The organism is [Clostridium] symbiosum (assembly GCA_036419695.1).
GTDB classification, from domain to species: domain Bacteria; phylum Bacillota; class Clostridia; order Lachnospirales; family Lachnospiraceae; genus Otoolea; species Otoolea symbiosa_A.
Genome location: CP143946.1, coordinates 404,790 through 417,311, shown reverse-complemented (window position 1 = coordinate 417,311; position 12,522 = coordinate 404,790). Strand labels below are relative to the sequence as shown.

The window sequence follows — 12,522 nt, the reverse complement described above, 5'->3', positions numbered from 1 at the left end:
AACTACTGTGCGGCAGGGCTCATGTTCTTCTGAAAATATCGTTTTTATTCTTTTATATCCACACTGTCCGGGCATTTCCGGACGCTTACTGCTTTTATTCCAGAGGGTCTGCTCCCGTTACAGTCTGCATGTGGACCGCAACCTATTCCCACTTCATCACGTCCCAGACATCCTGTGTTTCCAGTCCCAGTTTCCATCCTGAAACACCGGCCAGATCATACTTTTTAACCAGATCCATCTTAAGTCCCAGTGATTTGGCGTCCTCCATCCAGAGGTAATTCATTCCGTCCTCTGTCTTTACCTCGCCGTAATTCTGTCCCACCGTATCGTCCCAGGTGAACTTCATTTCATTGTCCTCGGCCCACTTCTTAGCGGAACCCATTCCCATGGCCTTTGATGAAAGTTTCCCGTCCTTCTCCGTCCAGAGACGTGTGTAGAAAGGAACTCCGTTAATTACCTTCTCCTTTGGCACCAGATCCAGGGTGTTTTTGATTCCCGACTCGACATAGCCGAGGGAAGCGACAGAACCGGCGTCTCCGCCCGCATAATGCTCATCGTAGCCCATAATAATCACATAATCGGCCACAATTCCCTGCTCTCTGCGGTTGTAAAAACGGTTATACGGAGCCGGTACATAATTGTCCACGGACAATACCAGCCCTTTCTTCCTGCAGGATACGGACAGTTCCCTGATAAACTGAATATAGTGGACTCCGGCCGCCTCTTTCAGACTCTCAAAATCCAGGTTGATTCCGTCAAAACCATAGGTGTCGGCTTCGTCCATCAGACTGCTGATCAGCTTCTTCCTGACGGAAGTTTTAGACAGCAGCTCCTCGGACTGTACGTTTTTGCTTATCTCACGGCTGAAATTGTCCACTACGGCCCAGACCTGAAGTCCCATCGCATGAGCCTTTTCCACATAGCTTTTGCTGGCCAGAGATTCATAATTCCCTTCATTATCGCTCAGTGTAAACCAGGTCGGGGCGATTACGTTCACGCCCTTAGTGGAAGCAATCAGCTCCTCCATTGCATTATTGGCGGCATCAATTGTCACCTGATGCCAGACCATGCTGATTTTCTCGTCCAGTGATATATTCGTGTATTCCGGCGCCACAAATGTGCTGACCGGAGTCTCTTCATGAAGATTCTCGAGCTTTCTGTTCTCCATATATCCGATATGGCCGTCCTGCGTCATGACTTTAGCCCACTTATCCATGGTTTCCAGAACCACGACACTCTCGTCCTTTACTACCTCCGTGATAATCGGGCTCTTTACTCCGCCCTTGATCCGGAGCTTTCCATTCCGTCTGACGGTGGCAATCGGAACAGGCGACCAGGTATTCTCAACATAAATGCGTTTCTGATCTCCGCTGTCATAGGCATTCACCCGGATGTCTGTATAGTTCAGGATAAGTCCCAGCGCCAGGTAGACATTGCCGTTCCTCTCCAGAAGGATCTTCTTTCCTCCCGTACCGTCCGTCTCCGCATTCGCTGTGACCACCTCTTCCGGAAGGGCATAGACCAGCAGCTTCTCCCTGTCATCCCAGTAAAAGCGCTCGTTCAAATTGGCATTTACCCAGTCTATGGGCAGATAAGTCTGTCCGTCCTCGTAAATCCCTTTGATTTCCTGCTTCCCATAATTCAGGAAAACAGAAACTTCACCTTCCTTCCCATTATACAACCGGCTTAAATCGGCCCTCTCATTGGTAGGCATATATCGTTTATAGCCATAAACTCCGGCTGCACATACCACCAGAAGCAAAAGCACCAGAAACAGGGCTTTAAGCGGCGATCTTCTTCTCTTCATCTCTTCCTCCGGTATCCAATCATGTCTTTATATTACTATCATTAATACAGTTAGTATATCACACCTTTTCCGGGGATTGTTGAATTTTTTCTTACATTTCTTTATGATCGGGCAATTCAGTTTCTTCCGTATTCCTCCTGTTTTATTTATAATAAACCCTGTCAAAGCGAATTTCCATCAGCCGTCCGGTATCGGCTCCAATATAGTCTCCCATATAAAAAGAGCCATCTTCTTTCAGTTCAAATATTTTATCGTACTCTTCGGGCGGACACTCTTTGCCGTCTATCAGGATCGGGATTCCCCTCTCCCTGTACTTCTTCAAACCTTCCACAAATATGCGCTGCTGTTCTTTTTCCCGCCTTTCTTTCTCAAGCTGCCTTTTTTCTCTTTCGTTCATCGCTACCCCTCGAATCTCCGGGGACGGGATCCTGGGCGGTGTAAGGCGCGCTTTGCGGGCCTTACACTTCATCCTGTCAGAGACCTCAGGAAAGTATATTGTGATATATCAGTTCCCATCCCACTGGTATTTCAGGAATCTCCCCAAAAAAGCCATAACTTCTCCGGTAATGGTAAACGCATCCGGCTGCCAGGGAATACGGTTGACGCGGACTTTCAGACACCGCATGATCATATCTGCAGTCTCTTCATTTCCAAAAGCCGAAAAATATTCCCAGCCACAGTCACGTCTTGTCCGGGAAATCTGCTCCGTAAATGCCTCCAGCTTCCATTCGCTGAAAGCACCGAGCAGAAACTTTCGGTCACATCTCGAAAAATCTTCTTCGATTCCGTCACCGTATACTCCAAAATCCAGAATCACCGTGTTGAACCCCTGCCGTTGACATTCCAGCAGTTCTTTTCTGCCGGCTTTATTATAATAAGAGACTCCATAGGTAATAAACGTCTGATTCTGTCTATTTGTGACAGTTCTTGTCGAATAAATTTTCTGTATTCTCCCCAGATCGCCGCTGTCGTTCCACTCTAAAACCGCTGCTTTCCCGGCCGAAACTCCTGTCAGATAATTAGCGAGAAGAATGGAAAAATGGGTCACCCCGACGCAGCGGCCGCTTCCGGCAACCCCAATAAGCTCCGTCCTGCGGCGCTCTGTCCCTATCTGTCTTTTATTCCGTCCGCCTCTGCGGGGATGTGGAAAAATCCTGTTATCCTTTTCCGTACCGCACTTTTCCTCTCTCTCTTTCCTGTGCGTTCCTGCGCCAGGTTTCTTATTCTTTGCCCGCCTTTTGTGCCGTCGGCCACCGCTTCAAAAAAACGTCCGAAGTTTGTATCCTCGGGTGCCGTAAAGCAGGGCATTCTGTAATATGTGAGTCTTGCGATATCTTCCGGCAGTACGATGTCCGTTCCGGAAGAAATATGATTAAAAATGACACGCAGATTTGAGTTCTGCGCCAGATAATGGATCGCCGTTATGGATCTCCCAAGTTCCCACCACTTTCCGCCGCATACGAGAATGAGAAGATCGCACTCCTCCTTTAAAACCGACTGGAGTTCAGTTCCAAAGTCCACAACTACGGCGTCATAATCCGGCTGTTCCAGCCTGACGCGGCTTCCATACCTCGGTTTCAGCTCCCAGTTTCCCATATGAAAAATTCCATACTGGTCCGGGCTTTGCTCCAGATACCCTGCCATCGACGACACGGCCCCGGAGTCATTATTCTCCTGGTACAGATTTGAGATTCCTTTTTTTGTCAGATACGACGATACGCTTAAAGATACATGGGTTGCCCCCATGCCGTGACTGCTGCATGCTACAGCAATTCTGAGAAGTGACATTTGCTTTTCTTTGAAAACACCCTGTTTTAATTCCATAAGATCCGTGAGCACCTGGCCGACATCCCCATAACGCCCTTCGCTGTCCCGGTTCATACACCGCCCTGTTATGGCCTCCAGCCTCTCTTCCCATCCTGTTACCGCCGCTTTGCCTCCCGTTCTCACGCCCTCATCCTCAGACGGTATGTCCCTGGATGCAGCGCCTGCGTAAACGTCTGGGAGTCTTCCCTTCCACATATAGAAAAGGAGGGCGCCAATGGCATAGATATCGGTCTTTACATCCACCGGCCCGTCCGTATATTGTTCCGGAGCGGCAAAACCGGGCGTCCCGTAACGTCTTTCGGGCATCGCGGCCTGGGCAGCTGAAACGGCCTGATCAAAATCGATCAGCTTCAGTGTTCCTTTGCAGATTAAAATATTATGGGGCTGTAGATCTAAATACAAAATTGGATTGGGTTTAAACGAATGCAGATACTCCATGATTTGACAAAGCTCCGTTCCATATGAAACGATCTTTGTCCCTGTCAGACTGCCCTGTCGGTTCACAAGGGCATATAAGGACTCACCTTCAAGATATTCTTCGATGAGATAGTAATAATTTGAATCCTCTTCCAAGTCATATATAATCGGGATTCCCGGATGCTTCAGCTCCTTCAGCGCGGCTGTCTCCCTGAAAAAACCTCCGTCTCCCTTCGGCACTCTCTTGATGGCCCGGAATTCTCCAAGACCAAGATGCTCCGCCAGAAAAACGGTACCGCTTCTTCCTCCGCCAATCACCCGACATATCTGATATTTTCCAAATAAAATGGTGCTTTCTGCTCTTACACCTCCCTTCGGAAATATCACTTCTCAGAGCTTCATTCTAATACATTAGAGAGGGATTTACAACCTCTTTTTAAAAATTTTTTATAAAACATGAGGACGGGGCCGATCCCTACGCTGTCTTCAGTCCCGTCGCTCCCCCCGCCCCCTTTCCCCGGGACTGAAGACTCATCAAATACCTCCCCCGTCCGCCATCCCCCAGGCATCCCTGCCTTTCAACGAAATAATCCCTCTATCAGCTCCCATATCCTCCTGAAAATATTCGCAATCCGGTGGAAAATACTCCCGTCCGAGTGAAATTCTTCGTCCACACTGTTCCCGCTTTTTACCTTTTCCTCTTTGATTTCCTCAGTCCGCAGCACGATCTGGATTGTGCGCGGGGACGGGTTTCTTGTGGAGGTAAAGGAGACCGGCGCGGCATCCGGATCCACGTTCAGGATTGTGGTGTCTTCGGTGGTGTACTCATCCCACTTGTCGTCTATCATGTCCTTGATTGTGTTTTTAGCGCTCCTTAAGACGTTTGTCTGGCCCAGGCCTTCTCCTGCATCGTCCAGGATGCCCGCCAGACCGGTCAGCGTCTGTTTGGTACTGCTGTTCAGCGGGTCGCTTATGCTCTTTAACTGGTTTTCCAAAGCCGTGCTGAACACCGTCAGGGATATCAAGCTGTTGTAGGCGCTGTCTGTCAGTTCCCCCATGTCGTTCAGCGTGGACAGGATTTCATCGTGGTGTTCGTTGACCGTCCTGTTAATAGTGTCCACGGAGCTGATAACATCGTCCGCTGCGTCACAGATGTCCGCTGCCGTGCCCGCGATATCCCGTAGATTTTTAAGCGCACCGGAAATATTTCCCCTCTGTGCAGCCAGAACCTGCAATATCGTCTCAGACTGTGTAATCAGAGCCTCCACGTCGTCCGTCAGGCTGGTGTTTCCGATTGTGCCGTCCACCCCCTCCACAATGGCGTCCAATGCATCCTTCAACCCCGCCTGGCCGGCCCTGCTGGCCTCGGAAGCCGTTGCCGCACGGTCATTTTCCGGCATCAGGTATGCCACAAGCGTATCTATCTCATCAATCGTGTAATCCATGTTGTTGAACAAATAGGAAGCCGCCTCATCCTCGTCGAAGATTCCTGCATCTTCCAGCTCTTCGGCCAGTTCTTCCAGTTCCTCCCGGTCCACCAGCGCGGAAGCTTTTGTTTTCACCGCCCCGGCAGATGCAATCAGGCTCGGGATTGCGTCCGCAAGCCCTGCGACTGCGCCGCTCAGCTCACGCTGGGACACTTTCAGGTTCTCCAAATCCGATTTTGTCTTCTCCATCTGGCGTCCGATGCTCTCCGCCGCCATATCCACCGCGGGGTGGTTGATGGCTTCCCTCAAATCATCCATATCATTTCTCAGGCCCGCCACGTCGTGTCTGAGTTCCGACAGCAGAGGAGACAGTTCATCCAGGGATTCCACCAGATCGCTGATATCCAGGTTTAAATCGTTCAGAAGATCCCGGGCCTCCTTCATATGAGTGGAAAATGGGGCAAACTTCTGGGCCAGGGCGTCCATATTGCCGATTGCCACATCCGCCGCATCGTAGACCTGGGCCTTCGAACCGGCAAAAATCTCCCTCGTCTCATTCAGCCCCCTGATTCCGTCCGCTGCATCCGTCATGCTCGTCTGCATTCCGTCCAGTGTATTAAATATGACATCCAGGCTCTCACTGATGGAATCGGCCGAATCTTCCAGCGTCTCTTTGGCATCCCTGATATCCTCAACCTTGTCAAGCTGTGCAACCGTAAGGGGAACCATCGTAAATACCAGACCGCTGAATTTAAAATCATTGGTTCCGATCCGGATGGAATAGTGCTGTTCCTCCCCCGGCAGGGCAAAAAACAAAACCGCATTCAGATTCCCCATCGCCTGTATCTGTGTCCCCTCCGCTTCCAGGCTCAGGTTTTTATCCATGTCCACCACGGTTGTGGCCATCAGAGTCATATTGTTCCGGTAATAGTCAGAAATCCTTTTATTGGGAAGTAAATCTACATTAATTTCGATCAGTCCTGCCGCCCCGGCCAGTTCCTCTGCCTTTTTCTCCTGACCGTTCAGGCGGTATCCCACCCGGATCGTCCATGGCAGCTCTTCCTCTTTCACCTGGGTGACACCCTCAAAATAGAAACGATCCGCTGGTTTCTCAAGTTCAAAAGTCACTTTCCCGCCATCAACCGATGGCTCGGAGTGATCCGTCATATTGGTAATCCCGTCATATGTACCGTAATCCTCAATCCTGCTGCAGCCGTTAACCGTATATCCCTTGACGACGCTGCTCTCCCTGATTTCCCCGTACTGGTTCAGGGTGACATAAAGAGTCTCGTCGCAGACGGGTTCGTCTGCGGCGGCCCCGGCCGTCAGCACCGTCCCAAGCCCCAGAACGGCCGCCAGCACCGCCGACATAATGCGTTTATTTCTCTTCATGGCTTTCCCCTCCTTCTCGTTCCGGTTTTACTTCACACGGTTTTACTTCGCACGGCTTTGTTTCAGCCACTTCGGTTCCAGCCGCTTTCTTTTCCATCCTCCTTTTCATCCTCCGCTCCCTGCGTCCGGCCGCTTTCATCTGCTGCCGCCTGATCGGCTTATCAAAGGCGCTCAGCAGGGCAGGAAGCAGGGACAGCACGAGAACCATGCTGAGCATTGCCCCGCGGCCCACGAGCCTGCCCACCTGCGAGATAGCCTGGATGGAAGAGGTGAAGTACAGAAGGTAGCCGACCACGGTCAGAATCCCTCCCGACGTGACAATGGAAAGAGTACTCTTTGTTATGGCGGCAACCGCGGCCTCCCGGTTCCCCATCTCTTTGCGGAATGCCAGATAATTATTCGTCATGAGAATCGAGTAATCAATCGTGGCCCCCAGCTGCAGACAGCTGACTACAATGTAGCCGATATAGATCACGCTGTCCCCCAGCACATAGGGAATCGTCATATTCAGATAAATGGCCACCTCGATCGGAATAATAACGAGAATCGGAATCAGCGGCGTCTGGAAGGTAACAAAAACCACCAGGGCCACGCCGGCCAGGGAAAGAATCGATACCCTGTTGTAATCGGCCGTCAGGATTTCCTTGATATCGATTGTGGTCGGCGTCATTCCTATCACATAGGCGTCCTCCGGGTAAAACTCTTTTACCGTCTCCTGGAGTTTCCGGCTGCATTCGAATGCATAGTCGCTCTCCTGCGCCGTATCCATGGAAATCATAATTCTGGCGTACCGCTCCGTCCGCAGTTCCTCCTTCAGGGACTGTGGCAGAAAACGTTCCGGCAGGCCGGACGGCATGGTTCCCGACATGGACAGCGCATAGTTTACAAAATCCAGATCCTCAAGCGCCTCCGTCAGTTCCCTCTCCGTCACCACGGAACCGTTGGGCACAATTCCGATCATGACATTGGATTTGCCGAAAATACCGTTAATCTCATGTGTATCCTCATAAACCCTCGTCCCTGGCCCGACCCCGATCGCATCGTCACCGTAATAAAACACATTCATCGCCTGCCCGAAATAACAGGGTACAGCCAGAACGGCGGCCATCAGAAAGACCGGATGGCGGATTTTGTGCATCAGCTTTGCAAACCGGTCAAAGGGCGGCAGGAACGGCCGGTGAGCCGTTTTCACAATCTTTGCGTCAAACTTCAGTATCAGGGTCGGCATCAGGAGCAGCACGGTAAGCAGGCTGCATATAATGCCCTTTGTAAGCACCAGGCCGACATCCCGGCCGATTGTAAACTGCATGCTGACAAGGACAAGGAACCCGACAATCGTGGTGGCGCCGCTGGCGAGTATCGAACTGCACGCCTCCCTGACCGCCTCCTCCATGGCCCCGTGGATTTCCATCCCCTTGTTTTTATATCCGGTAAAAGTGTGAAGCAGGAAAATGGAGTAGTCCATCGACACGGCCAGCTGAAGAATCGCCGCAGTGGAAAACGTGAAAAATGATATACTGCCGAAGATAAGATTGGACCCCATATTTAAAATAATGGCAACAATCATGACAAAGATAAACAGAACCGGCTCCACCCAGGAAGTCGTGGTCAATGTGAGAATCAGCCAGATAATCACGAGGGACATGGCAATTGCGATGGCAATCTCCCTGGTGATGGATTCCTCACGCTCTTTGGATGAAACCGCACTGCCGGCAAAGCAGCCTCGGTCTTTTCCAACAATCCCGTATATTCTGCGGATTGCCGCCTTCGTTTGCGGATCGCCGTCCCCTTCGGTAAAAACAATGTCCATTACGGCGTTCCCATCCCGGTAATAATCATCCATGGACAGGGCGTCAATCGACATCAGATCCGTCATGCTCTGGGTCAGGAAGGAGGCCCCCATATAGACATTCGTCGTCACATCGGGGCCGATTACCATATCCACGCCGTCCAGCTCCGAAATCTGATCGCGGATATGTTTTGCCTCCTGCAGTGACACGTCCTTCACCATTACTCTGGCCATGCCTGGATATCCGAACTCGTCCTCCATCACGTCCAACGCCTGTTTTGTAGGAGCCGACTCCGGCAGGTATTTGCTCAGGTCGTAATTCACTCCGACAAGCGGAAAGCAGAGCGCACAGATCAATGTGAAAATGAAGAACACTTTTTCTATTATTTTTCCTTTGTATACAATAATCTGGATGATCCTGTCAAAAAAACCGTTGTCGTTTTTCATATGCGTTCTCCATTATTGTTTTATTTTCGTTTATTGTATTGTTATTGACTTTTGAACACATGTGTATTATAATTCAAATGTCAATAAGTTTCAATAATCAAAAGTCCCCGCCTGATTCAATAGTGGCCACGGACCCGGTTACGTGTACATTAATGGCTATATTTTCCATAATTGTTCACCTGGTTGTTACTGCGTACGGAGAGAACAGTAACTCTTATTTTATACACATACTTTCAAAGGAGATACGATATATGGACGGACAAAAACAGGATCGAAGAATCCGCCGGACCCAGAAAATGCTGAAGGACAGTCTGGTGGAACTGATGACGGAGAAAGATTTTAAGAATATTTCGGTAAAGGACATCACCGACAGGGCCGACCTCAACAGAGGGACATTTTATCTGCACTATTCGGACACCTATGACCTCCTTCAGAAGATGGAGTCCGACGTTCTGAGCGATTTTCAGGAGATGATCGACGCATATCTGAAGGGTCCCAGGAAGGGCTCGCTCCTTCCGGTGCTGCTTCCCATCATCCACTACATTGAACAGAACACAAAAATCTGCAAAATACTTTTCGAAAATACGGCCTCCAATGATTTTGTAAACCGTTTCCATCAGCTGATTTCCGATAATGGAACCGTTGTCATCACGAAACAGTATCCAAATATCAGCGAAGTCATGCTGGCTTACTTTCTGGAATTCATCACTTACGGCCTGACCGGCGTATTAAAACGGTGGATTGATACGGGGATGAAAGAACCACGGGAACAGATTGCGGAGATCGCGGACAAGACAACAATGGAGATCGCCAGAAACCTTTTGGCTTAAATACCGCGATTTGCGGTCTTTTTGCCGTTTTAAGCCATGCTTCCATAAATTTTAATAAATTTTTTTCATATATGAATTGCCAATTGCTTATATTATATAGTATATTGAATATGTAAGCTTGGTACTTTTAACCTGAAAAGACAAGGAAGTGAGCCTATGAAAATCGAACGTATCAATGAAAACCAGATTCGTTGTACACTTTCCAGTTTTGACTTAAGTGTACGCGACCTGAATCTGGGTGAATTAGCCTATGGCAGCGAAAAAGCAAAGAAGCTTTTCCGTGAGATGATTCAGAAGGCTTCCAACGAAGTAGGTTTCGAAGCAGAAGACATTCCGTTGATGGTGGAAGCGATTCCGCTGTCCAATGAGAGTATAATGCTTATCATTACAAAGATAGAAGATCCGGAAGAACTGGACACCCGTTTTTCCAAATTTTCTCCAATGGCCGAGGAAGAAGAATCCCTGTCCTCGCTGGCCAGCGAACTGTTAGAAGGAGCTGACGGAATTCTTGGTCTCTTTACCTCCAAGACTGCCGGTGATGCAGCGCCTTCCCCGCTTTCCGCTGCCGCAGGATTAAAGAATGTGGAGCAAACCTCCTCCGACGGCCAGCCCTCTGTCCGTTTCTTTACTTTTGACAACCTGGATCAGGTTTGTCATGCCGCCAGAATAGCAGGACAAGTGTTTGACGGAGCCAATACGCTCTACAAGAATACGAAGAACAACCGCTATTATCTGGTCATCAGAGAGCAGGAGGAAGACAATGACTCCTTCAAACGAATCTGTAACCTCCTGTCAGAGTACGGCAGCACTCTGAAAGCAGACCCTGCTGTTGAAGCCTACTATCAGGAACACTATGAAATCATCGTAAAAGACCGTGCCCTGCAGACGCTTTCGAACCTGTAGGTCACCATGAAGAACTCTTTTACAGTAAAAGAAATAATAAAAAAGACTTCCGTACAGAGGACTGGCCTTTGACGAAAGTCTTTTTTATTCAAATCCTGCTGTTCTTATTTCGCAGCAAGGTACTCGTTAATTGCAGAAACTACCGTATCCACTTGGATTCCATGGACATAGCAAGCTTCCTCAAGAGATTCTCCCTGTGCGGAAGGGCATCCCAGACAATGCATACCTGCTCTCATAAGAATCGGGGCAATGCCTTCGTCTACCATGAGAAGCTGGCCGATTAACATATCTTTACTAACCTGCATGTTTCTTAACCTCCTTTTGTAAAATATCATATTCACGTCGTGATTATGAGTCTCCGACGGAATTCAGCGCCCGATTTCTACGGTGCACGCAGAAACCGATATGCGCATAATGTCCGCGTTGCGCACATTATATCATAACTGTTCTGAATCTTTTAACAGTTATATCTATCCATACTATAATACTTTTCCACAGGCTTGGCAAGAAATAAAATTACCTGTATTCCTTATTTTGCGCATTGCTCCTATTTTTAAACATAAAATACAGTAATTTCTTCTTGAATAATTCCCAGTAATAGTATAGAATAAATGCAAAAGTTAAATTCTAAAGGAGGTACTTAATCATGGCATATGTAATTACAGATACATGCGTTAGCTGCGGTGCTTGTGCTGGAGACTGTCCAGTAGGCGCTATCTCACAGGGAGACAGCAAGTACGAAATCGATGCCGATGCATGCATCGACTGCGGTAGCTGTGCTGGTTCATGTCCTACAGGCGCAATTGAGCAGGCATAATTAAGCGGAATGCTTAAGATACATAAGAGGCTGTCAGAGATGACAGTCTTTTTATGTTATATAAAACAGTGATTTTTCAGAGACCGTAAAGAGAGGTGCAATATGAATAAACCGGTGATTGGCCTGACAGCTTCCCACGATTTAAAAACAGATGATTTAAGAATGGGGCATTTCTATATCGACGCCATACGGAAAAACGGCGCGATTCCCCTCGTCCTCCCTCTGACGTTAGATGAGGAGGAGGCCGGACAGCTTGCCGACACACTGGACGGTTTCCTGTTCAGCGGCGGGCCGGATGTCCATCCGTTTCTCTTTGGCGAAGAAACTCTGACCGGATGCGGGGATTTCTCGCCGCTTCGCGATTCCTCAGAGCTGCTTCTGCTCTCCCAGGTTTACGAAAAGAAAAAACCGGTCCTTGGCATTTGCCGTGGAGCCCAGCTTCTCAACATCGCCCTGGGGGGAGATATCTATCAGGATATTTTTTCTCAGATTCCGGAACGTTTTCCCATCGCACACAGACAGCCTTTCGGTGCGTCGCATCCGGCTCACCGCGTATCACTGGAGAGCGGCTCCCGCCTGGCGCAGATAACGCAGTCCCTTTCCCTGGAAGTGAACAGCCTTCACCACCAGGCTATCCGGAATGCCGCCCCCTGCCTGAATGTCTGCGGGCGCGCCTCCGACGGCATTATCGAAGCAGTCGAACAGCCGGATCATCCTTTCCTGGTAGGCGTCCAGTGGCATCCGGAGCAGCTCGCCGGGAAGTATGAACATGCCGACCGCCTCTTCTCCGCTTTTATAAACGCCTGCCGGAAAGTATAACAGCGGAATTCCCTGCCTGGGATTTGATTCACGGAATTCCGCCGGAC

11 protein-coding genes are annotated in these 12,522 nt (G+C 49.3%); 4 read left to right on the top strand and 7 right to left on the bottom strand.

The window, feature by feature from the left end:
* Positions 1-142: 142 nt before the first annotated feature.
* The 6 genes from V3C10_01965 to V3C10_01940 form a co-directional block, all read right to left on the bottom strand.
* Positions 143-1,807 (bottom strand): glycosyl hydrolase family 18 protein, encoded by a 1,665-nt coding sequence (locus V3C10_01965; protein WVP62607.1) that lies wholly within the window; start codon positions 1,805-1,807, stop codon positions 143-145.
* Between the two features lie 142 nt (positions 1,808-1,949).
* Complete coding sequence (locus V3C10_01960; protein ID WVP62606.1) at positions 1,950-2,204, bottom strand: hypothetical protein; 255 nt, start codon at positions 2,202-2,204, stop codon at positions 1,950-1,952.
* A 108-nt stretch (positions 2,205-2,312) separates the two neighbouring features.
* Positions 2,313-2,855 (bottom strand): hypothetical protein, encoded by a 543-nt coding sequence (locus V3C10_01955; GenBank protein WVP62605.1) that lies wholly within the window; start codon positions 2,853-2,855, stop codon positions 2,313-2,315.
* Positions 2,856-2,914: 59 nt separating this feature from the next.
* Positions 2,915-4,438 (bottom strand): serine/threonine-protein kinase, encoded by a 1,524-nt coding sequence (locus V3C10_01950; protein WVP62604.1) that lies wholly within the window; start codon positions 4,436-4,438, stop codon positions 2,915-2,917.
* A gap of 191 nt (positions 4,439-4,629) precedes the next feature.
* A complete protein-coding gene (locus V3C10_01945; GenBank protein WVP62603.1) occupies positions 4,630-6,870 on the bottom strand; it encodes a hypothetical protein in 2,241 nt (746 codons plus the stop codon).
* On the bottom strand, positions 6,857-9,106 hold the full coding sequence (locus V3C10_01940) for an MMPL family transporter (GenBank protein WVP62602.1): 2,250 nt from the start codon (positions 9,104-9,106) through the stop codon (positions 6,857-6,859). The genes V3C10_01945 and V3C10_01940 overlap by 14 nt, the downstream gene beginning before the upstream one ends.
* A gap of 251 nt (positions 9,107-9,357) precedes the next feature.
* Between V3C10_01940 and V3C10_01935 the strand changes: the two genes are divergently transcribed.
* Both V3C10_01935 and V3C10_01930 read left to right on the top strand, forming a co-directional pair.
* Entirely contained in the window at positions 9,358-9,936 is a 579-nt protein-coding gene (locus V3C10_01935) for a TetR/AcrR family transcriptional regulator (GenBank protein WVP62601.1), read from the top strand.
* Positions 9,937-10,092: 156 nt separating this feature from the next.
* Positions 10,093-10,839 carry an adaptor protein MecA gene (locus V3C10_01930; GenBank protein WVP62600.1) on the top strand — a complete coding sequence of 249 codons (747 nt, stop codon included), beginning with the start codon at positions 10,093-10,095 and terminating at the stop codon, positions 10,837-10,839.
* 104 nt (positions 10,840-10,943) lie between these two features.
* Here the strand turns inward: V3C10_01930 and V3C10_01925 are convergent, their stop codons facing one another.
* Complete coding sequence (locus V3C10_01925; GenBank protein ID WVP62599.1) at positions 10,944-11,144, bottom strand: DUF1858 domain-containing protein; 201 nt, start codon at positions 11,142-11,144, stop codon at positions 10,944-10,946.
* A 341-nt stretch (positions 11,145-11,485) separates the two neighbouring features.
* On the opposite strand from V3C10_01925, the gene V3C10_01920 reads away from it, so the two are divergent.
* Both V3C10_01920 and V3C10_01915 read left to right on the top strand, forming a co-directional pair.
* Positions 11,486-11,656, top strand: coding sequence for a 4Fe-4S binding protein (locus tag V3C10_01920; GenBank protein WVP62598.1), 171 nt, complete (start codon positions 11,486-11,488; stop codon positions 11,654-11,656).
* Between the two features lie 102 nt (positions 11,657-11,758).
* Positions 11,759-12,475: a gamma-glutamyl-gamma-aminobutyrate hydrolase family protein gene (locus V3C10_01915; GenBank protein WVP62597.1), complete on the top strand. Its 717-nt coding sequence runs from the start codon at positions 11,759-11,761 to the stop codon at positions 12,473-12,475.
* Positions 12,476-12,522 lie beyond the last annotated feature (47 nt).